The 20370-nt window shown below is 74.3% G+C and carries 22 protein-coding genes; 13 read left to right on the forward strand and 9 right to left on the reverse strand.

The features are described 5' to 3' along the window. Positions 1-225 precede the first annotated feature (225 nt). On the forward strand, positions 226-777 hold the full coding sequence (locus tag ACL02T_RS26935; RefSeq protein WP_412833579.1) for a DUF6404 family protein: 552 nt from the start codon (positions 226-228) through the stop codon (positions 775-777). A gap of 107 nt (positions 778-884) precedes the next feature. On the opposite strand, the gene ACL02T_RS26940 is transcribed toward ACL02T_RS26935, so the two are convergent. After that, positions 885-1529 carry a TetR/AcrR family transcriptional regulator gene (locus ACL02T_RS26940; protein ID WP_412833580.1) on the reverse strand — a complete coding sequence of 215 codons (645 nt, stop codon included), beginning with the start codon at positions 1527-1529 and terminating at the stop codon, positions 885-887. Further along, entirely contained in the window at positions 1526-2290 is a 765-nt protein-coding gene (locus ACL02T_RS26945) for an enoyl-CoA hydratase/isomerase family protein (RefSeq protein WP_412833666.1), read from the reverse strand. The genes ACL02T_RS26940 and ACL02T_RS26945 overlap by 4 nt, the downstream gene beginning before the upstream one ends. Positions 2291-2458: 168 nt before the next feature. On the opposite strand from ACL02T_RS26945, the gene paaZ reads away from it, so the two are divergent. The 3 genes from paaZ to ACL02T_RS26960 all read left to right on the forward strand — a co-directional run bounded on the left by paaZ (position 2459) and on the right by ACL02T_RS26960 (position 7242). Further along, entirely contained in the window at positions 2459-4501 is a 2043-nt protein-coding gene (gene paaZ / locus ACL02T_RS26950; RefSeq protein WP_412833667.1) for a phenylacetic acid degradation bifunctional protein PaaZ, read from the forward strand. A 68-nt stretch (positions 4502-4569) separates the two neighbouring features. Then, entirely contained in the window at positions 4570-5829 is a 1260-nt protein-coding gene (paaK, locus tag ACL02T_RS26955) for a phenylacetate--CoA ligase PaaK (RefSeq protein ID WP_412833668.1), read from the forward strand. A 186-nt stretch (positions 5830-6015) separates the two neighbouring features. Further along, entirely contained in the window at positions 6016-7242 is a 1227-nt protein-coding gene (locus tag ACL02T_RS26960; protein ID WP_412833581.1) for an acetyl-CoA C-acetyltransferase, read from the forward strand. Positions 7243-7411: 169 nt separating this feature from the next. Here the strand turns inward: ACL02T_RS26960 and ACL02T_RS26965 are convergent, their stop codons facing one another. Together ACL02T_RS26965 and ACL02T_RS26970 are read right to left on the reverse strand one after the other, a co-directional pair. Then, positions 7412-7717 carry an MSMEG_6728 family protein gene (locus ACL02T_RS26965; protein ID WP_412833582.1) on the reverse strand — a complete coding sequence of 102 codons (306 nt, stop codon included), beginning with the start codon at positions 7715-7717 and terminating at the stop codon, positions 7412-7414. A 40-nt stretch (positions 7718-7757) separates the two neighbouring features. After that, complete coding sequence (locus tag ACL02T_RS26970) at positions 7758-8354, reverse strand: hypothetical protein (protein WP_412833583.1); 597 nt, start codon at positions 8352-8354, stop codon at positions 7758-7760. A 41-nt stretch (positions 8355-8395) separates the two neighbouring features. On the opposite strand from ACL02T_RS26970, the gene ACL02T_RS26975 reads away from it, so the two are divergent. Next, positions 8396-8938 (forward strand): VOC family protein, encoded by a 543-nt coding sequence (locus tag ACL02T_RS26975; RefSeq protein ID WP_412833584.1) that lies wholly within the window; start codon positions 8396-8398, stop codon positions 8936-8938. Between the two features lie 3 nt (positions 8939-8941). Here ACL02T_RS26975 and ACL02T_RS26980 read toward each other — a convergent pair whose 3' ends face one another. Beyond that, positions 8942-10120, reverse strand: coding sequence for an acyl-CoA dehydrogenase family protein (locus ACL02T_RS26980; RefSeq protein ID WP_412833585.1), 1179 nt, complete (start codon positions 10118-10120; stop codon positions 8942-8944). Between the two features lie 194 nt (positions 10121-10314). On the opposite strand from ACL02T_RS26980, the gene glgX reads away from it, so the two are divergent. Then, positions 10315-12435: a glycogen debranching protein GlgX gene (gene glgX, locus ACL02T_RS26985; RefSeq protein WP_412833586.1), complete on the forward strand. Its 2121-nt coding sequence runs from the start codon at positions 10315-10317 to the stop codon at positions 12433-12435. A 72-nt stretch (positions 12436-12507) separates the two neighbouring features. Further along, complete coding sequence (locus tag ACL02T_RS26990) at positions 12508-12957, forward strand: DUF1707 SHOCT-like domain-containing protein (RefSeq protein WP_412833587.1); 450 nt, start codon at positions 12508-12510, stop codon at positions 12955-12957. Between the two features lie 112 nt (positions 12958-13069). On the opposite strand, the gene ACL02T_RS26995 is transcribed toward ACL02T_RS26990, so the two are convergent. Beyond that, entirely contained in the window at positions 13070-13708 is a 639-nt protein-coding gene (locus ACL02T_RS26995; protein WP_412833588.1) for a luciferase domain-containing protein, read from the reverse strand. Positions 13709-13940: 232 nt separating this feature from the next. Here ACL02T_RS26995 and ACL02T_RS27000 point away from each other — a divergent pair, with 232 nt between their 5' ends. The 3 genes from ACL02T_RS27000 to ACL02T_RS27010 all read left to right on the forward strand — a co-directional run bounded on the left by ACL02T_RS27000 (position 13941) and on the right by ACL02T_RS27010 (position 16250). Further along, positions 13941-14600 carry a helix-turn-helix domain-containing protein gene (locus ACL02T_RS27000; RefSeq protein ID WP_412833589.1) on the forward strand — a complete coding sequence of 220 codons (660 nt, stop codon included), beginning with the start codon at positions 13941-13943 and terminating at the stop codon, positions 14598-14600. Positions 14601-14688: 88 nt separating this feature from the next. Beyond that, the gene (locus tag ACL02T_RS27005) at positions 14689-15846 is read left to right on the forward strand and encodes a luciferase domain-containing protein (protein ID WP_412833590.1); all 1158 of its coding nucleotides are present in this window, start codon (positions 14689-14691) and stop codon (positions 15844-15846) included. 5 nt (positions 15847-15851) lie between these two features. Next, positions 15852-16250, forward strand: coding sequence for an ankyrin repeat domain-containing protein (locus ACL02T_RS27010; RefSeq protein ID WP_412833591.1), 399 nt, complete (start codon positions 15852-15854; stop codon positions 16248-16250). A 13-nt stretch (positions 16251-16263) separates the two neighbouring features. Here the strand turns inward: ACL02T_RS27010 and ACL02T_RS27015 are convergent, their stop codons facing one another. Continuing rightward, positions 16264-16653 carry an STAS domain-containing protein gene (locus ACL02T_RS27015; RefSeq protein WP_412833592.1) on the reverse strand — a complete coding sequence of 130 codons (390 nt, stop codon included), beginning with the start codon at positions 16651-16653 and terminating at the stop codon, positions 16264-16266. Between the two features lie 317 nt (positions 16654-16970). Continuing rightward, the gene (locus tag ACL02T_RS27020) at positions 16971-17114 is read right to left on the reverse strand and encodes a hypothetical protein (RefSeq protein WP_412833593.1); all 144 of its coding nucleotides are present in this window, start codon (positions 17112-17114) and stop codon (positions 16971-16973) included. A gap of 6 nt (positions 17115-17120) precedes the next feature. Here ACL02T_RS27020 and ACL02T_RS27025 point away from each other — a divergent pair, with 6 nt between their 5' ends. Further along, positions 17121-17489, forward strand: coding sequence for a 2-oxoglutarate and iron-dependent oxygenase domain-containing protein (locus ACL02T_RS27025; RefSeq protein ID WP_412833594.1), 369 nt, complete (start codon positions 17121-17123; stop codon positions 17487-17489). Continuing rightward, positions 17486-18016, forward strand: a complete 531-nt coding sequence (locus ACL02T_RS27030; RefSeq protein ID WP_412833595.1) for an isopenicillin N synthase family dioxygenase — start codon at positions 17486-17488, stop codon at positions 18014-18016. The genes ACL02T_RS27025 and ACL02T_RS27030 overlap by 4 nt, the downstream gene beginning before the upstream one ends. A 557-nt stretch (positions 18017-18573) precedes the next feature. On the opposite strand, the gene ACL02T_RS27035 is transcribed toward ACL02T_RS27030, so the two are convergent. Beyond that, the gene (locus tag ACL02T_RS27035; protein WP_412833596.1) at positions 18574-18972 is read right to left on the reverse strand and encodes an SRPBCC family protein; all 399 of its coding nucleotides are present in this window, start codon (positions 18970-18972) and stop codon (positions 18574-18576) included. 319 nt (positions 18973-19291) lie between these two features. Between ACL02T_RS27035 and gnd the strand changes: the two genes are divergently transcribed. Next, positions 19292-20320, forward strand: a complete 1029-nt coding sequence (gnd, locus tag ACL02T_RS27040; RefSeq protein WP_412833597.1) for a phosphogluconate dehydrogenase (NAD(+)-dependent, decarboxylating) — start codon at positions 19292-19294, stop codon at positions 20318-20320. Positions 20321-20370 lie beyond the last annotated feature (50 nt).

Genomic DNA, 20370 nt, shown 5'->3' on the forward strand with positions numbered 1-20370 from the left:
GGGGCAGATACCCGAGGTCGGAGAGGGATCCCCCTGACTCGGACGGGGGTTGTCCCCCGGTGCTCCGGGGGCATGCTCCCTCGCCGCGCGGGCCGCGCACCCCGACCCTTCTCGGCACCCGCAGCCGCGGGCCGTCACCGGCGTCCGCACCGCGGGCCGCCATCACCGCCCGCACCGCGGGCCGCCATCACCGCCCGCACCGCGGGCCCTGTCGGGGAGGGACCGATGTCCGCAGTAGAGGAGACGGGGCCGAGCCGCCTGCAGCTCGGCCTGCTCACCGGGGTGCCGTTCGGCCTGCTCTGGGGCGTGCTGATGGCCCTCCGGGAACGGCAGGACGCTGCCGCCGGACCCGCCGCCTACGTGATCGTGGGAGTGGCGTCGGTCGTGGCCGGGACGCTCTTCGGCCTCGTCATGGCGGCGTTCCTCGGCCGCCTGCAGGACCGGGCCGCCCGCCGGACCGGGGTGGGCGGCGTGGTGGCCCAGCGGGTCGTGCGGGCCGCGGTCCCGCCCCGGGAGGTGCTCGCCCGCGCCGCGGAGGCCGCTGCCCGGCTGCCCGGCGGGCGGGTGACCGCCGTCGACGGCGACCGCGCCCTGCTGCGGACCGGCGTCACCTGGCGCAGCTGGGGCGAGCGGGTGGACATGGAGGTGCTGCCCCAGGAACCGGGCGCGCGCGTCGTGCTGCGCAGCCGCCCGCTGGTCCCGGGCACCCTCGTCGACCAGGGCCGCAACGCCGAGAACGTCGCGCTGCTCGCCGACTGGGTCGCGGACCTGCCGTGAGCCTCACCGAATGTTCGTTCACCTGACGCCGCCGCGCCGCCTCCCGTCCCGCGAGTCGTGAGAACCCGCGGCGCGAGTCGCGAGGCGCAGCAGCGCGAGTCGCGAGGTCAGGCCGGCGGGATGATGCCGTCGGAGACGATCCGGACGACCTCGCCCGGCAGCGCTTCGGACCCGGGCCGGCCCGGCCGGTACCACTCGATGATCGAGTTCACCGTGCCGGAGAGCAGGCGGGCGGCCAGCGCGGGCTCCACACCCGCCCGGACCTCGCCGTCGGCGACGGCCTCGGCCACCAGCGAGGCGATCGTCGCGTCGAACGCCCGGCGCCGGGCCAGCGCCCACCGCTCCGTCTCGGTGTTCCCCCGCACCCGGAGCAGCAGCGTGACGTAGGGCAGCTCGGTGGTGAGCACCTCGACCTGCCGGAAGATGATGTGCCGCAGCCGCTCCAGGGCCGAGCCCTCCTGCGCGGCCGGCTCCTCGAGGATGCCGAACAGGCCGTCGAGCGCGCGGCTCAGCGCGGCCCGCAACAGCTCCTCCTTGCCGCTGACGTGGTGGTAGAAGGAGGACTTGGTGATCCCCGCCGCTCGCGAGAGGTCCTCCATCGAGGTGGCGTCGTAGCCGCGGGTGTTGAACTCCTGCACGGCCACGGCGAGCAGGGAGGAGACGTCGTAGACCGGCCGGCGCGCACCGGCGGCCCCCCGCGCGCGGCGGGTACGCACGGCGGGGGTGGGCGGCTCGGACGGCGCGGCGGTCATCGGCCCTCGAACACGGGCTTGCGCTTCTCCAGGAACGCCTCGACGGCCTCCCGGTGGTCGCGGGTCACGCCGAGCCGGGCCTGCCCCTCGCCCTCGTGGGCGAGCACGGTGTCGAGCGGGGACACCGCCCCGATCGCGACCGCCTTCTTGATCTCCGCGTAGGCGAGGGTGGGGCCGGCCGCGAGCCGCCGCGCCAGCTCGAGTGCCGCGCCGAGCACCTCCTCGGTCGGCACGACCGCCCTGACCAGCCCGGACGCCTGGGCCTGGGACGCGTCGAAGGACTCGCCGAGCAGCAGCAGCTCGGTGGCCCGGGCCGCGCCGAGCGAGTGCACGAGGCTGGCGGAGAGCCCGGAGTCCGCGGTGAGCCCGATGGCGGAGAAGGCCGTGGCGAAGCTCGCCCCCTCGGCGGCCACCCGCAGGTCGCACGCCAGCGCGAAGCCCAGACCGGCGCCGACGGCGCCGCCGTTGATCGCGCAGACCACCGGCTTCGGCATCGTGGCGATCGCCCGAACGATCGGGTTGTAGTGCTTCTCCACGGTGTCGAAGGAGGTCGAGGCGTCGCCGCGCAGCGACTCGACGTGCTCGCCGAGGTCCTGTCCCACGCAGAAGGACTTTCCGGTCCCGGTCAGCACCACGGCCCGGACCGCGGTGTCGCCCGCCACCCTCTCCAGCGCGTCGAGCAGCGCTTCCTTGACCTCCACGGTCAACGAGTTGCGCTTCTGCGGCCGGTTCAGCGTGACGATCGCGACGGCCGGGTCCATCTCGTCGGCGGTGAGGAGGACCGCCGGGCCCGCGGGTTCGGCCGCGCCACTGTTCGTCTGCACGCGGCCATGCTAGCGTCTCGAGGCAACCGAACGATCGTTCGCCGCGAGATCGAGTGATCCGGGGCGGACGCCCGGCTTCCCGACGACGAGGAGACCGCCGTGAGCATCCGGGTCCTGCGCAGCTACGTCGGCGGCGACTGGCACACACCGACGGACGAGGGCCGTCCCCTGTTCGACGCGGTGACCGGCGAGGAGATCGCCCGGCTCTCGTCCGCCGGCGTCGACTTCGGCGCGGCCCTGCGCCACGGCCGCGAGGTCGGTGGGCCGGCGCTGCGGGAGCTGACCTTCCACCAGCGCGCCGCCCTGCTCAAGGCGCTGGCCCAGCACCTGCGCGAGCACCGCGACGAGCTCTACGCCGTCTCCGCACGGACCGGTGCCACCCTCGGCGACTCGAAGTTCGACGTCGACGGCGGGATCGGGGTGCTGCTCGCCTACGCCTCCAAGGCCAAGCGCGAGCTGCCCAACGACACCGTGTACGTCGACGGCCCGGTCGAACCCCTCGGGCGCGGTGGCACCTTCGTCGGCCAGCACCTCTGCGTCCCGCTGCGGGGAGTGGCGGTGCAGGTCAACGCGTTCAACTTCCCCGTCTGGGGACCGCTGGAGAAGTTCGCCCCGGCCTTCCTCGCCGGCGTGCCGAGCCTGATCAAGCCCGCCAGCCCGACGGCGTTCCTCACCGCGACACTGGTCGAGCTGATCGTCGGCTCCGGGATACTGCCGCCCGGCACCCTCCAGTTCGTGGCCGGTTCCCTCGGCGACACCTTCGACCACCTCACCGGCCAGGACCTGGTGTCCTTCACCGGCTCTGCCTCCACCGCGCAGACGTTGCGCGCCCACCCCGCGATCGTGCGCAACTCCGTGCGTTTCACCGCCGAGGCCGACTCGCTCAACTTCTCCGCCCTCGGCCCCGACGCCTCCGACGCCGAGTGCGACCTGTTCGTCGCGAGCCTGGTCGCGGAGATGACGGTGAAGGCCGGGCAGAAGTGCACGGCGATCCGCCGCGCGTTCGTCCCGGCCGCGCGAGTGGACGCCGTCGTCGAGGCCGTCTCCGCCAGGCTGGCGCAGACCGTGATCGGCAACCCGGCCGAGGAGGGCGTGCGCATGGGCGCGCTCGCCTCCCTGGGCCAGCGCGAGGAGGTCCGCCGCAGCGTCAAGGCCCTCGCCGACGCCGGCCGCATCGTCTTCGGCGACCCCGAGAAGGTCGAGGTGACCGGCGCGGACGCCGACCGCGGCGCGTTCGTGTCCCCGATCCTGCTGGTCGGCGACCCGGAGCGGGCCGAGCCGCACGAGGTCGAGGCCTTCGGCCCGGTCTCCACGATCCTCCCCTACGAGACCACCGCCCAACTGATCGACCACGCCGCGCGCGGGCAGGGCAGCCTGGCCGGGTCGGTCGTCAGCTCGGACCCGGACTTCGTGCGCGAGGTCGTCCTGGGCACCGCGGCCTTCCACGGCCGGATCCTGGTGCTCAACGAGTCCGACGCCGCGGAGTCCACCGGTCACGGGTCCCCGCTGCCCCAGCTCGTGCACGGCGGCCCCGGCCGAGCCGGCGGCGGCGAGGAGATGGGCGGCATCCGCGGCGTGCTGCACCACATGCAGCGCACCGCCGTCCAGGCCGATCCCGACTCGCTGGTCGCGATCACGGGTCGCTGGGTCGCCGGCGCGCAGCGCCACGAGACCCTGCAGAACGAGGGCGTGCATCCCTTCCGCAAGCACCTCGAGGAGCTCAGGCCGGGCGACACCGTCGTCGCCGGCCCGCGGCGGGTGAGCCAGGAGGACGTGGAGCACTTCGCCGAGTTCACCGGCGACACCTTCTACGCCCACACGGACGCCGAGGCCGCGGCCGCGAACCCGCTGTTCGGCGAGCGCGTCGCGCACGGCTACCTGGTCGTGTCCCTGGCGGCGGGGCTGTTCGTCGACCCCGACCCCGGCCCGGTGCTGGCCAACTTCGGGGTGGACGACCTGCGGTTCCTCACCCCCGTCGCGTTCGGCGACGAGCTCACCGTGACCCTGACCTGCAAGCAGCTCACCCCGCGCGAGTCCGCCGGCTACGGCGAGGTCCGCTGGGACGCCGACGTCACCCGCCAGGACGGCCGGTCCGTCGCCCGCTACGACGTCCTCACCCTCGTCGCGAAGCAGGAGGCCGGTCAGTGACCACCCCGACCACCGCCCGTCGGCCGGGCGAGGCGCCGGACCCGGAGACCCTCGACCCGGCCGAGCGGATGTCCACCGACGAGTTGCGGGCCCTGCAGCTGGAGCGGCTGAGGTGGACCCTGCGGCACGCCTACGACAACGTGGCGCACTACCGCGCGGCCTTCGACGCCGTTGGCGTGCACCCGGAGGACTGCCGCGAGCTCTCCGACATCGCCACGTTCCCCACCACCAGCAAGGCCGACCTGCGGGACAACTACCCCTTCGGGATGTTCGCGGTCCCGCAGTCCGAGGTCCGCCGCGTCCACGCCTCCTCCGGCACCACCGGACGGCCGACGGTCGTCGGCTACACCGAGCGCGACATCGACACCTGGGCCGGCCTGGTCGCCCGGTCGATCCGCGCCGCCGGCGGGCGGCCCGGGCACAAGGTGCACAACGCCTACGGCTACGGCCTGTTCACCGGCGGGCTCGGCGCGCACTACGGCATCGAGAAGCTCGGCGCGACCGCGATCCCGGTGTCCGGCGGGATGACCCCGCGCCAGGTGCAGCTGATCCGCGACTTCGAACCCGACGTCATCATGCTCACCCCGAGCTACATGCTCACCCTGCTCGACGAGTTCGAGCGCCAGGGCGTCGACCCCCGCTCGACCTCGCTGAGGGTCGGCATCTTCGGCGCCGAGCCGTGGACCGAGCAGATGCGCGCCGAGATCGAGGACCGTACGGACATGCACGCGGTCGACATCTACGGCCTGTCCGAGGTCATGGGCCCCGGCGTCGCGCAGGAGTGCGTCGAGACCAAGGACGGCCTGCACATCTGGGAGGACCACTTCCTCCCCGAGGTCCTCGACCCCCTCGACGGCACCGTGCTGGCCGACGGCGAGGAGGGCGAGCTCGTCTTCACCTCGCTGACCAAGCAGGCGCTGCCGATCATCCGGTACCGCACCCGGGACCTCACCACCCTGCTCCCCGGGACCGCGCGGCCCGCCCTGCGCCGCATGCAGAAGATCACCGGCCGCAGCGACGACATGATCATCCTGCGGGGGGTGAACCTCTTCCCCACCCAGATCGAGGAGATCGTGCTGCGCACCCCCGGGTTCGCGCCGCACTTCCAGCTCGAGCTCACCACCCAGGGCCGCCTGGACGCGCTCGCGGTCCGCGTCGAGGCGCGGCCGGACGCCACGGCCGCCCGGCGGGCCGAGGCCGCCACCGAGCTGGTCAGTGCGGTCAAGGACACCATCGGCGTCTCGGTGACCTGCGAGGTCGTCGACCCGGACACACTGGAGCGCTCCGTCGGCAAGCTGCAGCGGCTGCGTGACCTCCGCGGGAAGTAGGCCGCTCCGCGGCCGGCCCTGACGGGGCGAGCAGCACGCGGGCCTCGGGTGGGCGGTCCATGGCGCCGTACCCGCACCGCCCGCGCGCCAGGACGACCCGTGTGACTCCCTACCGCACGGTAACCCCGCGCCCCGAAGGGGTGCACACTCGACACCAGCACCAGCCCTCCAGCGAAGGAGACACCCGTGCCCGAGGCAGTGATCGTCGCGGCGGCCCGCTCCCCCATCGGCCGCGCGCGCAAGGGCTCCCTCAAGGACATGCGTGCGGACGACCTGACCGTCCAGATGGTCCGCGCCGCACTGGACCAGGTGCCCGCACTCGACCCGACCGAGATCGACGACCTGTTGCTGGGCTGCGGTCTGCCCGGCGGCGAGCAGGGCTACAACATGGGCCGCATCGTGTCCGTGCTGCTCGGCCTCGACACCGTGCCCGGCACCACGATCACCCGGTACTGTTCCTCGTCCGTGCAGACCACCCGCATGGCGTTGCACGCGATCAGGGCGGGCGAGGGCGACGTGTTCGTCTCGGCCGGCGTCGAGACCGTCTCCCGGCTCGAGAGGGGCTCCTCGGACTCCTGGCCGGACACGCACAACCCGCTGTTCGCCGACGCCGCGGCCCGCACGGTCGCCACCGCCGAGTCCGGCACCGACACCTGGACCGACCCGCGCACGGACGGGAAGCTGCCGGACGTCTACATCGCGATGGGCCAGACCGCGGAGAACCTCGCCCGGGCCAAGGGCGTGACCCGTGAGGACATGGACCGCTTCGGCGTCCGCTCGCAGAACCTGGCCGAGGAGTCGATCGCGAACGGCTTCTTCGCCGACGAGATCGCGCCCGTCACCCTGCCCGACGGCACGGTCGTCGACACCGACGACGGCCCGCGCGCCGGCGTCACCTACGACGCGGTCTCGCAGCTCAAGCCGGTCTTCCGGCCGGACGGGTTCGTCACCGCCGGCAACTGCTGCCCGCTCAACGACGGCGCCGCGGCCCTGATCGTCATGTCCGACACCAAGGCCCGCGACCTCGGAATCACCCCGCTGGCCCGGATCGTCTCCACCGGTGTGACCGGCCTGTCGCCGGAGATCATGGGGCTGGGCCCGGTCGAGGCGTCGAGGCAGGCGCTCGCCCGGGCCGGCATGACCATCGCCGACGTCGACCTCGTCGAGATCAACGAGGCGTTCGCCGCCCAGGTCATCCCGTCGGCCCGCGACCTCGGCATCGATCCCTTCGGCGACAAGCTCAACGTCCACGGCGGCGCCATCGCCGTCGGCCACCCGTTCGGCATGACCGGCGCCCGGATCACCTCCACCCTGCTCAACGGCCTGCGGGCCGCGGACAAGAGCATCGGCCTGGAGACCATGTGCGTCGGCGGCGGGCAGGGCATGGCCGTGATCTACGAGCGGCTCAGCTGATTCTGTACTGACCAATCGTCAGGCTGCCGTCATGGGCGGCAGGGTCGCGGTCGCCGGTGGCGCGACCGGTCCGGGCGCGGCGGTCGGCCCGCCTGGCCGGCCGCGGCGCCCGGATCGCGATCACCTGCTCCCGCAGCGCCGACGAGGCCGAAGCACGGCGGAGGAGTGGCTAGACCGGCCAGACGTACGTGGCCCCCGGCTGGTCGTCGGGGAAGCGCGGGGCGTAGTGCTCCGCCACCGTGTCGACCTTGCCGCGGCCCGCCCACTCCGCGCAGATCGCGAGCGCGTAGGCGGCCACGCCCTCGGGATGGCCGCGCCACATCCGCACCGCCGGGTGGTGCTGCCAGCCGTACCCCTCGCGCACCTGCGCACGCAGGATCTGCAGCGCCTCCGCGCGTTGCTTGCCCAGCCGCCGGTCGTCGAGCGCCCGGGCGCTGGCGGCGAAGTCGGGGTACGGGAGGAAGGTCTGCACCACGGACCGGGAGGTACCCGCTCGACGCCGCCCGCACCGGAGGTCAGCGGGTGACGAGGGTGGTGATTCGGACCAGCGAGGGCGCGGTGGGGGCGGAGCCGAAGCCGAAACGCACGGGCGGGTGGACCGGCCGCAGCGGGCCCTGGTCCTCTCCCTCCCAGCGGACGACGGCGGCAGTGAGGCGGTGCAGGTCGAGCGCGCCGTAGTACTCCCTGCGGCCGGCGCCGGCGCTGCCCACGGTCCGGACCCCGGGAAGCACGCGGCGGGCCACGGCGTCGATCGTGCCGATCCAGCGGGGCGCGGTGGCGAGCCGGCGGGGCACCGCACGGAGCAGCAGGCCGAGCGGGGTCCGGCCGCCCACGCGGAACGCGCACTCCAGCGGCCCCGCCCGGACCTGCCGGCGGTCGCCGCGGATCTCGTGCTCGACGGGGCCGATCCGCACCTCGTCGAACGTGTAGGTCGCCGAGACGAACCCGGCGACCCGGTCGTCCGGCGCGAGCAGGAGCCGGTGCCCGTCCCGGCGCTCCACCATGACGTCGGTGAAGGACCCCAGCGGGGAGCGCGGCCAGTGCCCCACCACGACCCGTAGCCCGGAGTCCGTGCCCAGGCCGGCGATCCAGCCGTCGAAACGATCGATCACCCGGTCTGCATACCCGCGACCGGGCGCGGGATGCTGGACCGGTGTTGGAGCTGGACCATCTGATCGCCTTCCTGCCCGGTCCCCCGGACGCGCCCGAGGGGCTGCTGCTCGACGAGGGCGCCCGGCACGTCGGACAGGGCACCCGCAACCGGCGGATCCTGTTCTCCCGGCACTACGTCGAACTGCTGTGGATCGACGACCCGGAGGTGGAGCGGGCCTCGCGGCTGGGGTTCGCGGCGCGCTGCGCCCGCACCGCCTACCCGTTCGGGATCGTGCTGCGCGGCACCCTGCCGGAGGGGCGGTTCCGCCGCTACACCGTGCCGGACGGGCCGACCCTGGCGGTGCACGAGGGCGACCCGGAGATGCCGTTCCTCGCCGTCGCCGAGCTGTCGGACGCCCAGCTGACCGGCCTGGTCCACCGGCCGGTCCCCCCGCACCCGGGCGGCGCGAACGGGATCGTCGCGACCCGGATGACCGGGGCCGTCGCCCCGGGGCCGCGCCTGCCCGGCGTCTCGCTCACCCCCGACGGTCCGGCGTCGCTGCGCCTGCTGCTCGACTCGGGCCCGCCGCTCGTCCTGACCTGATCCCTAGTAGCTCCGGGGCAGGCCGAGGACCTGCGTGCCGATGTGGGCGAGGACCAGCTCCTCGGCGACGGGGATGGTGCGGGCGATGCGGGAGTCGCGGAACAGCCGTTCCACCGGGTACTCCTTCGAGTACGCCATGCCGCCGAAGGTCTGGAAGGCCTGGTTGGCGGCCTCCCACCCGACCTGCGCCCCGGTGAGCTTGGCGATGTTGGTCTCGGCGTGGCAGGGCAGGCCCCGGTCGAAGAGCCACGCGGCCTTGTAGGTCATCAGCCTGCCGAGCTCGGTCTTCGCCTTGATCTGCGCGAGCGGGAACTGGATGCCCTGGTTCGCGCCGATCGGGCGGCCGAACACCTCGCGCTCCTTCGCGTACCGCACGGCGACGTCGAGCGCGGCGTCGGCGGTGCCCACTCCCCCGGCCGCGGCGAGGATGCGCTCGGGGTTGAGGACGTCCCACAGCACCGAGAAGCCGCCGTCGACCTCGCCCAGGACGTTCTCCGCGGGCACCCGCAGGTCGTCGAAGAAGACCTGGCTGGAGGTGACGACGTTGCTGCCCAGCTTGGGGATCGGGGTGTACTGCAGCGTCCCCGCGGCGACCGCCTCCTTGACGTCGACCAGGAACAGCGTGAACCCGCCGGTGCGGGGCTTCGCCTCCTCGGCGGGGACGGTACGGGTGATCGCGATCATCCAGTCCGCGTTCTCGAGCCCGGAGATCCAGATCTTCTGACCGTCGATCACGAAGTCCCCGCCGTCCCGGACGGCGCGGGTGCGGATGCGCAGCGCGTCGCTGCCGGCGTCGGGCTCGGTGAGGGCCATGCAGAACTGGGTGGCGCCCGAGGCGAGGCCGGGCAGCAGGCGCTTCTTCTGTTCCTCGGTGCCGTGCCGGGCGAGCGTGGTCGCGCCGAAGCCGGGGGTGAGGACGTAGAGGAAGATCCCGGCGGTGCCGCCCGACGCGGCCAGGGTCTCGCAGGCCACGGCCAGCTCGAGCATCCCCTGCCCGCCGCCGCCGTACTCCTCCGGCACGGTCAGCCCGACCCAGCCGCCGTCGGCCAGGTCCGTCCACACCTCCCACGGGAAGCGGTGCTCCTCCTCCAGCCGCGACCAGTACGCGTGGTCGTAGCGGGCGCCGATCGCGCGCACGCCCTCCTGCACGGCGAGGGCGGTCTCGGGGAGGGTGAAGTCCACGGCGGTCCTTCCGGGTCGGCGACGGGCAGCTCGGTCCCATCATCCGCCGCTGTCCGACGTCCGGGGGCCCGGTCCCGCGGCGCCCCGCGTGGCCCACCCGTCCGGCCCAACGCCGACACGCCCGGCTCGCCCGGACTGGCCGACGTCGCCCGCCCGGGTTAGAACTGTGCTCCGCTCGACGCTCCGGAGGACACGTGCACATCTGGCCCGGCTCGCCCTACCCGCTGGGCTCGACCTTCGACGGCGGCGGCACCAACTTCGCGATCTTCTCCGAGGTGGCGGAGCGCATCGAGCTGTGCCTGCTGCACGACGACGGCTCCGAGGAACGGGTGGTCCTGCCCGAGCGCAACGGCCTGATCTGGCACGGCTACCTGCCGCGGGTCGGACCGGGACAGCGCTACGGCTACCGGGTGCACGGCCCGTACGACCCGCACGCCGGGCTGCGGTGCAACCCGTCGAAACTGCTGCTCGACCCGTACGCCAAGGCGATCGACGGCGAGTACCGCTGGAACGAGGCCCTGTTCTCCTACCGCTTCGGCGACCCGGACTCCTACAACGACACCGACTCGGCCCCGTACGCGATGACGTCGGTCGTGGTCAGCCCCTTCTTCGACTGGCAGGACGACCGGCCGCTGCGGATCCCCTACAACGAGACGGTCGTCTACGAGGCACACGTCCGCGGCATGACCATGCGCCACCCGGACATCCCCAAGGATGTCCGCGGCACCTACGCCGGGCTGGCCCACCCGGTCATGATCGACCACTTCCGCCAGCTCGGGGTCACCGCCGTCGAGCTGATGCCGGTGCACCAGTTCGTGCACGACTCGACGCTGCACGACAAGGGCCTGCGCAACTACTGGGGCTACAACACGATCGGCTTCTTCGCGCCGCACAACGGCTACGCCTGCTTCGGCACCCGCGGCGAGCAGGTCGCGGAGTTCAAGGCGATGGTGCGGGCGCTCCACCGGGCGGGCATGGAGGTGATCCTCGACGTCGTCTACAACCACACCGCCGAGGGCAACCACCTGGGCCCGACGCTCTCCTTCCGCGGTATCGACAACCAGGCCTACTACCGGCTCGTCGACGGCGACCCGATGTACTACTTCGACACCACGGGCACCGGGAACAGCCTCAACGTCCGCCACCACGAGTCGCTGCGGCTGCTCATGGACTCGCTGCGGTACTGGGTCACCGAGATGCACGTCGACGGCTTCCGGTTCGACCTCGCCTCCTCGCTGGCCCGCGAGTTCCACGCCGTCGACCGCCTGTCCGCCTTCTTCGACCTGGTCAACCAGGACCCGGTGGTCAGCCAGGTCAAGCTGATCGCCGAGCCGTGGGACGTCGGCGACGGCGGCTACCAGGTCGGCGGGTTCCCGCCGCTGTGGACGGAGTGGAACGGCCGCTACCGGGACACCGTCCGGGACTTCTGGCGCGGCGAGCCCGCCAGCCTCGGCGAGTTCGCGGCCCGCTTCACCGGTTCCTCGGACCTGTACGAGACGGACAACCGGCGGCCGATCGCGTCGATCAACTTCGTGACCGCCCACGACGGCTTCACCCTCGAGGACCTGGTGTCCTACAACGAGAAGCACAACGAGGCCAACGGCGAGGACAACCGGGACGGGGAGAGCCACAACCGCTCGTGGAACCACGGCGCCGAGGGCCCCACCGAGGATGTGCAGATCCACGCGCTGCGCGAGCGGCAGAAGCGCAACATCCTCACCACCCTGCTGCTCTCGCAGGGCGTGCCGATGATCGCGCACGGCGACGAGCTGGGCCGCACGCAGCAGGGCAACAACAACGTCTACTGCCAGGACAACGAGCTGGCCTGGGTCGACTGGGACCGCGCCCGTGAACACGAGGTGCTCACCGAGTTCGTCGGCCGGCTCACGCAGCTGCGCGCGAAGCACCCGATCTTCCGTCGGCAGCGCTTCTTCCAGGGCCGGCCGATCCAGGGCTCGAACATGGAGGACATCGCCTGGCTGCGGCCCGACGGCGGGTACATGAGCGACGAGGACTGGCAGCGCGCGCAGACCCGGTCGCTGGCGATCTACCTCAACGGCCAGGGCATCCCGGACCGGGACCACCTCGGCGTGCGGATCGTCGACGACTCCTTCCTGCTGCTGGTCAACGCCCACCACCAGCAGGTCCAGTTCGCGCTGCCCAGCGAGGAGTACGGCCGGGTGTGGGAGACGGTCGTCGACACGGCCGATCCCCTGCTGGCGAACCCCCGCCGGCGCACCAACAAGGCCGGGGCACGGCTGCGGGTGTCCGCCCGTTCGCTGCTCGTGCTGAGGTGCGCGGTCCCGCATTCCTGACCCGACATGTCGAACTTGACATGTCTGCCGCGGGCGGAGCAGACTCGTGCCGTCCGACGGGGGTGGTGGGTGATGACCGAGCAGGACCGAGCGACCGGACGGGACGGGGCAGGGACCCGCATCGGCGACGACGAGCGGGAGCGCGGAGCCGCCCGGCTCGCCGCGGAGGTGGGGGCGGGCCGGCTCGACCTCGCCGAGTACGAGGAGCGGGTGGACCGGGTCTACGCGGCCCGTACCCGCAGGGAGCTCACCGCGGTCTTCGCCGATCTCCCCGCGCCGAGGCCGGCGGCGGGGACACGGACGCCGGTCCCGGCGCGCCCGGCATCCACGGGCGGGTTCCCGGCGGGCGCATGGGTGCCGTGGGCGGCGGTCAACGCGATCTGCCTCGTCGTCTGGGTGGCGACCTCGCTCGGCGCCGGGCACCCGCTACCCTTCTGGCCGGTCTGGGTCGCCGGGCCGTGGGGCGCGATGCTGCTCCTCGGCACGCTGACCGGGCGCCGCCCCTGCGGCGACCGCCGCTGACCGCCGGGGCGCGCTGACGGGGGCCGGCCGCGGGGGCGCGGGCGGCGGAGGGGCGGCGTCGCGCCGGCATGCAGCCGCAGTCCGGGGGGACCGCACCCGCCCCGGCGGGGGCTCAGCGTGCGGCGGCCTCGAGGATCGACCGCAGGTGTCCGATCTCGGCCACGTCCCGCGGCGGGTAGAGCAGCACGTACCCCTCGGGCAGGTCGAGCATCACGCCCGCCAGCGGGTGGAACTCGCCCCACCGGCGGGCGACGACCACGCGGGCGTCGAGCGGGGACAGGACGACGTGCATCGAGCCGTCGGCGGGATGCACGTGCCCGACCTCGGCGCCGCCCGCGCGCACCAGCGCCGGATGGTGCTTCTCCCACCGGCTGGTGCGCATCTCCAGGCCCTCGCGGGCGGCGAACTCCTCGACCACGTCCTGCAGGGCCGCGACCTGGGCCTGGTCCGCGTGCTGGGTCAGGACCCGGTGCGGGACGGGATGCGGCCCGACCTCCGGCCGCTCCCCCGCCCGGGGCGGCAGGGTCAGCAGCGCGCGGTCCACGTCCCCGCTGCCCGCGTCGCGCCAGGTGTAGGGCTCGCGGGCGCGCAACCGCATCCCGCTCACCGCCAGCCAGCCCACCGGGTTCGCCGGCACCCCGCCCGGGTCCAGCGCCCTCCACCGCCGGTAGTCGCGCGCGGCCCAGCCGATCCCGGCGGCCGCCGCGCCGACCACGACCCCGGCGACCCCGGTCCGTCTCGTCGTGCTCACCCGGCCCAGGGTTCCAGAGCGTCGGTACCGACGCTCGCTCCGCCAGGAGATCGTGTATCCGCCGTCGACCCGGACCGCTCCCGCCCGTCGTGGCACCCCGTCCTGATCGATTGTTCAGGACGGGCCGATCGTGCCATCCCGACGGTCACGTCGGAACGGCGCGGCGCCGGTTCCTCACCCCTCGACCGCACCGGCGGCGGAGCACGGCGCCGCCTGGTCTAGCCTCGCGGCCGTGGAGGGTGCGGGCGAGCAGGTCCCGGCGGCCCCGCGGCACGGGCCGGCGGCGCGCGAGGTGGTCCAGCCCGCGCCGCAGGAGGGCCGGCTCGAGCGGGCGATCGCGGCCCAGGTCCGGCAGCTGCGCCAGGCCGCGGGCCTGACCCTGGCGGACATGGCGGTGCGCACCGGAGTCTCGAAGCCGATGCTGTCGAAGATCGAGAACGCCCAGACCTCCTGCAGCCTCACCACACTCGCCCGGCTGGCCGATGCCCTCGACGTCCCGGTGACCGCGCTCTTCCGCGGCGCCGACACCCCCCGGGAAGCAGTGTTCACCCCCGCCGGCTCCGGCGCCCGGATCGTCGCGCGCGGCACCCGGGTGGGCCACGACTACACGCTGCTGGGCGCGCTGCGCGGTCCGCACAAGCGGATGGAGGCCCACCTCGTCACGCTCAACGAGCGCAGCGAGGAGTTCCCGCTCTTCCAGCACCCCGGCACCGAGCTGCTCTACATGCTCGAGGGCGAGATGGTCTATGGGCACGGCGAGTCCAGCTACACCCTGCGTCCGGGCGACGCGCTGCAGCTCGACGGCGAGGGCGTGCACGGTCCGCGCGAGCTGGTCGCCCTGCCGATCCGGTTCCTGTCCGTGGTGGCGTACGGCGACCTGCGCGAGGGGTGACGCGGCCCTCGTCCCCGCCAGGAGGGACCCGCCGGCCGTGCGTCGAACTGAGACGGGCCCGGCCCGTCCCGCGGCCTACGGTCGCCGGATGACGGTCGGCGCGCGCTCCACCGGTCCCGGCGACGAGCCGATGGTCGCGCGCTGGGGGTCGCCGCACCCCGCGGCACCGCTGGTGCTGGTGCTGCACGGCAACGGGACCAGCGAGCACTCGATGATCGAGATCTCGCCGTGGCTGCCGCACGGCCCGGTCGCGTACGTGGCCGTCCGGGCGCCGCTGGCCGTCGAGCGCGGGTTCGCGTGGTTCGCCGAGACCGACGGACGGCCGGACCCCACAGGGCTGGTCGACGCCGGGGACTGGCTGCTGCGCTGGCTGGACACCGAGGGCCACCCCGACCGCTGCGTGCTGCTGCTGGCCTTCCGCAGCGGTGTCGCGCTGGCCGGGCACCTGATGCTGCGCGCGCCGGAGCGCTTCTCGGGGGCGGTCCTGCTGCACGGCGCCGTCCCGCTCGATCCGGCACCACCCCGCGGGGCGCTGCGGGGGATGCCCGTGTTCCTGGCCCACGCCGACGCCGACCCGCGCACCCCCGCACCGCTGCTCGGCCGCACGTGGGACTGGCTGCGGCGAGGGTCGGGCGCGCCGGTCCGGGTCGCGCGCACGCCCGACGGCGGGACGCTGGCGGGGTCGGTCGTCGCGGCGGCCGGGAGCTGGCTGGGCGACCGGCTCGACTTCCTGCGCGCCCACGGCGAGAACCCCCTGCCCGACGGCGACGAGCCCACCTGGCCCGGGCCGGGCCGGCTGCCGGAGCGGGCCGGGGAACCGCCCGACACCACGCTCGGCCTGCCCCAGCTCCCCCTCGGCCCGCCCGGCACGCGGCAGGCGGCGCTGTGGGACCGGATCCGCGGCCTCGGCCGGGAGGGACCGGCCGTGATCGGCCCGGCGGGCACGCGGGCGTTGTTCCTGGACGGCCCCGCTGATCCCGCGGCCGTGGTCCATCCGGCGCAGAACGAGCTCGTGCACCTGCACCCGGACGGCAGCCTGCACCTCGCCCTCCCCGACGCGCTGCTCTACGACGCCCTCGGGAAGGGCTGGGCCCTCGCCCACCCGCTCGCCGGCGTCCGGCTCGCGGCCGGGCTGGTCCTCGTCCCGGCGCCGCGCGACGACGCGGAGGTGGAGGTGGTGGCCGCCCTGGTCACGGCGGCGCACCGCGCCGCGACCGGCGGCGGGTCCGCGCCGCACCTAGGCTGACCGGCATGCCGGAGCCGGACGAGGAGACCATCGCCTTCGCCCACCGCATGTTCGACCTGGCCCGGGACGGGGACGCCGCCCGGCTGGCCGCCTACGTCGACGCGGGCCTGCCGGCGGACCTGACCAACGACAAGGGCGACACCCTGCTGATCCTCGCTGCGTATTACGACCACCCGGACACGGTGCGGGCGCTGCTCGACCGCGGCGCCGACCCGGACCGCGCGAACGACCGCGGACAGACCGCACTGTCCGCCGCGACCTTCCGCCAGTCGGCCGAGTCCGTGCGGGCCCTGCTCGCGGCCGGCGGCGACCCCGCCCTCGGCGCCCAGCCGGCGCTCGCCACCGCGGAGTTCTTCGGGCTCCCCGAGATGAAGGAGCTCCTCCGCGCGCACCGTGCGGTCTAGCGGTCCGGCGCGGTCAGGAGCCCTCGGCCGCCAGGCCCGCGAGCGCTGCGGCGACCGTCGGGAACGAACGGAACCGCGCCAGCGCCTGGCGGTCCGCCGTGCCCAGCCGCCCGGCGAGCGCCCCTGCTCCGACGAGGTCGAGGGTGACGCCGCTGCGGTCCGCCGCGTGCAGGGCGTGGGTGAGCGCCGCGAGCGCGCCGGGGCCGATCGAGTCGACGTCCGCGACGTCGATCAGGACGTGCCGCGTGGCGGCGTGCCCGAGCCGGGCGAGTTGGAGCCGCGCGTCGACCAGCCGGAGCAGCCGCGCACCGGTGAGGCGGTCGAGGTGACCGCGGAGGCGGATCGTGTACGCGCCCGGCTCGGGGACGTCGATGGACATGGGAGCGGGATGGGCGAGCGTCATCGGCCGCCTCCTCTCGTCGAGGGTCGGGCGGCCTTCTTCACCCGTGCCTGGACCGTACCGCGTGGAGATCGCTTCCGCGTCCCGAACGTGGATCTCGGCGCGCCGAGCAGCGTCGTCAGGTCGCCGGGGACGCCGCCACCGGCGAGCCGACCAGCCGCTCGACGAGGAGCGGGCCGAGCGGGCGGCCGGTGTCGAGCACGACCCGCGTGCGCACCCCGGGTCGGTCGGTCGACGGGCCCCAGCCGCTGGGGCAGGTCCGCGATGGTCTGCCCGCGCCCGGGTCATGATCCTTCGACCCCCGACTCCTTCTCGGCGCGTCAGCCCCGGAGGAGCTTGCCGGGGTTGAGCAGTCCCGCGGGGTCGAAGCGGTCCGCGACGGCCCGGCGCGGTGGCATGTCCTCGTGCACCACCCAGCTGTGCGGGCTGTCGACGGCGAGGCCCTCGGCACGCAGGCGCTGCATGCCCGCGTGCACCAGGGCGTCGTCGCGGTGCGGGGCGTCGACAAGGGCTTCTTCTACGTCTCGGGGCACGGCGTCGGGCCCGAGTTGCTCGAGGCCGCGTTCGCCGAGGCCCGCACCTTCTTCGCGCTGCCCGCGGCGGAGAAGCAGCGGGTCGCGATGACCACGGACAACTACGGCCGCGGCTACGAGGACGTCGGCGGGCAGACCCTCGAGGCCGGCGCACCGCCGGACCTCAAGGAGGGCTACTACCTCGGCCGCGAGTCCCGCGACGACGACACGTGCCGGAAGGCGACGCCGGCACGGGCTTCGGCCCGAACCTCTGGCCCGCGCGACCGGAGTTCCGCGCGGTGCTCACCGAGTACCACCGCCGGATGACCGAGGTCGCGACGCTGCTGATGGAGGGCCTCGCGCTCTCGCTGGACCTGCCGGCGGACTGGTTCCGGGACTTCTGCAGCGACGCGGCGCCGTCGCTGCGGATCCTGCACTATCCGCCGCAGCCGCCGAACCCGCGGCCGGGCGAGAAGGGCGCGGGCGCGCACACCGACTGGGGCGGTATCACGCTGCTCGCCCAGGACGAGAACGGCGGCCTGCAGGTCCTCGACGAGCACGACGGGTGGATCCACGCCGCTCCCATCCCGGGCACCTTCGTGGTGAACCTGGGCGACCTGATGGCGCGCTGGACGAACGATCTCTATCGCTCGACGCTGCACCGGGTCGTGAACACCTCGGGCGCCGAGCGGTACTCGATGCCCTTCTTCTTCTCCGGGCGGCCGGACGCCGAGGTCACCACCATCCCGACCTGCCGCCGCCCCGGCGAGCCGGACCGCTACCCGCCGACGACCCCGGCACGGCACACGCGGGAGCGCCAGCGGGAGACGTACGAGCTGAACAGGGCCGGGTGACGCTGGTTCTCGATCACGTCGCCCTGGCGGTGCCCGGGCTCGACGTCGCGCTCGTCCGGCACGTCGACCTCCTCGGGCACCGCCTGCTGCGGCGCGGCACGCACGTGGTGACCGGCGGCGGGATCGCCCGACGGCACTCACGGCCCTGCGCGGCTGACCGCACCCGCCCGGCAGGGCAGGATGCGCGCACGACCGACCGCCCGGCACCCGCCTCGGGGATGCGGCACCGCAGCATGCGGGACCACAACCTGGGCGTGGTGCTGGGCGAGGTCGCGCGGCGCGGGACGATCAGCCGGGCCGGCCCGGCGGTGGCGACCGGGCTGGTGCGGTCGTGCCGGCGACCGAGGTGTCACGCTCGTCGCGATCTTCCGTACAGCGTGTGTGCGCCGCCGAGCCCCGCACCGCGACTCGCGAGGGCCCACAGCGCGACTCGCGGACGTCTGGTCCCTCGCCCCACCCCGCGCGGCTACGACATCCGGTTCGCGCTCCAGCCCAGCCGAACGAGCCGCGCGGCGACATCCTGCTGCATCCGCCGCGGGCCCGCCGGCCGGCGCTCCTCACGCGTCCAGCCGCTGCGCCAGCCGCGTGAGGCTCTCGTCGAGCCGGCGACGTACCTCGTCGGCCGCGGCGCCCGGCCGCGCCTCGGGCCGGTCGCCGAGGAAGGACAGGTGCACCACGACCCGGCTGTGTCCCTCGTCGGCGTGCATCACCTGGATGTAGCCCGTGTAGTCCGGCGACCCCTCGGCGCCCCACTCCACGCGCAGCTGCTCGGGGCGGACGCGGGCCAGCGCGGCATGGTCGCCGCCCGCCGCCTCGACGGTGGTCAGGTCCCCGTCCTGGCCACGGACCCGGAGGTCCTCGGGCACCCACTCGTCGGCGCGGTGCAGGTCGGCGACGGCGGCGAACACCGTCTCCGCGGACTGGTGCAGCCGGCGTTCGGCCTCGTACTCGGTCATGGGGACGCGGTACCCGCAAATCCTGCCCCCGTCACGAACCGGTTAACGGCCCGGGTGATCGGAACGAGCGCGATCCCGGGGCCAGCCGGCCGGGCGAGGGGAGGGGGTCGGGGTGGGACGGCCCGAGGACCGCCCGCCGCTCGCCGAGCACGGAAGGCCTTCAGGCACCTCGCGCTGATCAACGGGACCTCGACCACCAGCGCGACCACGGCGCCGGGCGGCCGCGTCGGCGTCCGGCCACGCGCCCTCACCTGACGTACGGCACCACGGACACGGGGCACCGGACACACGGGAACCTGGCACACGGGAGGACGACGGGATGCAGATCGCGATGATCGGGCTCGGCCGGATGGGCGCCAACATGGTGCGCAGGCTGCTGCGCGCCGGGCACGAGTGCCACGTCTACGACGTCTCCCCCGACGCCGTCGCGGCGCTGGAGGCCGAGGGCGCGCGGGGCGCCCGCTCGCTCGAGGACCTCGTCGCGGGCCTGGCCGTACCGCGCTCGGTGTGGCTGATGCTGCCCGCCGCGATCACCGGCGACACCGTGTCCACGCTGCTCGACGCCCTGGACCCCGGCGACGCGGTCGTCGACGGCGGCAACTCCTCGTACCGGGACGACATCGACCGCGCGGAGCGGGCCGCGGCGAGCGGGATCGACTACGTCGACTGCGGCACCAGCGGCGGGGTGTGGGGCCTCGAGCGCGGCTACTGCCTCATGATCGGTGGCCCGGACCGGGCGGTGTCGCGGCTGCGGCCGGTGTTCGCCTCGCTGGCGCCCGGCGTCGCCGCGGCGCCGCGCACCCCGGGCCGCAGCGGCGACCCGGGCCCGGCCGAGCAGGGCTGGCTGCACTGCGGACCGTCCGGCGCCGGGCACTTCGTGAAGATGGTGCACAACGGCATCGAGTACGCCCTGATGGCCGCCTACGCGGAGGGCCTCAACGTCATCCGCAACGCGGGCGCCGGCGTCCGGCCGTCGGAGGCCGACGCGGAGACCGCCCCGCTGCGCGAGCCGAAGTACTACCCCTACGACGGCATCGACCTGGCCGAGGTCGCGGAGGTGTGGCGGCGCGGCAGCGTGATCGGGTCCTGGTTGCTCGACCTCACCGCCGAGGCACTGCGGCAGGACCCGGGCCTGGAGCAGTTCACCGGCCGGGTGTCGGACTCGGGCGAGGGCCGCTGGACCTCGATCGCCGCGATCGAGGAGGGGGTGTCCGCGCCGCTGCTCACCGCCGCGCTGTACAGCCGGTTCGCCTCCCGGGGCAGTGAGATGTTCTCCGACAAGGTCGAGTCCGCGCAGCGGCTGGAGTTCGGCGGGCACCTCGAGAAGAAGGTCGGGGGTTCCGCGTGAGCGGCTCGGCGAGCGCGCCGACGGCGGCGAGCGGGCTCGCGGATGGGCCG

The sequence above is a fragment of the Pseudonocardia oceanicola genome, from assembly GCF_047200735.1.
Taxonomy (GTDB): domain Bacteria; phylum Actinomycetota; class Actinomycetes; order Mycobacteriales; family Pseudonocardiaceae; genus Pseudonocardia.

What these genes read in the sequence shown, in the direction of transcription:
- ACL02T_RS26940 (WP_412833580.1), bottom strand. Translation starts at nt 1,529, where the DNA reads ATGACCGCCGCGCCGTCCGAGCCGCCCACCCCCGCCGTGCGTACCCGC.
- ACL02T_RS26945 (WP_412833666.1), bottom strand. Translation starts at nt 2,290, where the DNA reads ATGGACCCGGCCGTCGCGATCGTCACGCTGAACCGGCCGCAGAAGCGC.
- ACL02T_RS27010 (WP_412833591.1), top strand. Translation starts at nt 15,852, where the DNA reads ATGCCGGAGCCGGACGAGGAGACCATCGCCTTCGCCCACCGCATGTTC.
- ACL02T_RS27015 (WP_412833592.1), bottom strand. Translation starts at nt 16,653, where the DNA reads ATGACGCTCGCCCATCCCGCTCCCATGTCCATCGACGTCCCCGAGCCG.
- gnd (WP_412833597.1), top strand. Translation starts at nt 19,292, where the DNA reads ATGCAGATCGCGATGATCGGGCTCGGCCGGATGGGCGCCAACATGGTG.
- ACL02T_RS27035 (WP_412833596.1), bottom strand. Translation starts at nt 18,972, where the DNA reads ATGACCGAGTACGAGGCCGAACGCCGGCTGCACCAGTCCGCGGAGACG.
- ACL02T_RS27005 (WP_412833590.1), top strand. Translation starts at nt 14,689, where the DNA reads ATGACGGTCGGCGCGCGCTCCACCGGTCCCGGCGACGAGCCGATGGTC.
- ACL02T_RS27020 (WP_412833593.1), bottom strand. Translation starts at nt 17,114, where the DNA reads ATGCAGCGCCTGCGTGCCGAGGGCCTCGCCGTCGACAGCCCGCACAGC.
- paaK (WP_412833668.1), top strand. Translation starts at nt 4,570, where the DNA reads ATGTCCACCGACGAGTTGCGGGCCCTGCAGCTGGAGCGGCTGAGGTGG.
- ACL02T_RS26990 (WP_412833587.1), top strand. Translation starts at nt 12,508, where the DNA reads ATGACCGAGCAGGACCGAGCGACCGGACGGGACGGGGCAGGGACCCGC.
- ACL02T_RS26935 (WP_412833579.1), top strand. Translation starts at nt 226, where the DNA reads ATGTCCGCAGTAGAGGAGACGGGGCCGAGCCGCCTGCAGCTCGGCCTG.
- ACL02T_RS27030 (WP_412833595.1), top strand. Translation starts at nt 17,486, where the DNA reads ATGACCGAGGTCGCGACGCTGCTGATGGAGGGCCTCGCGCTCTCGCTG.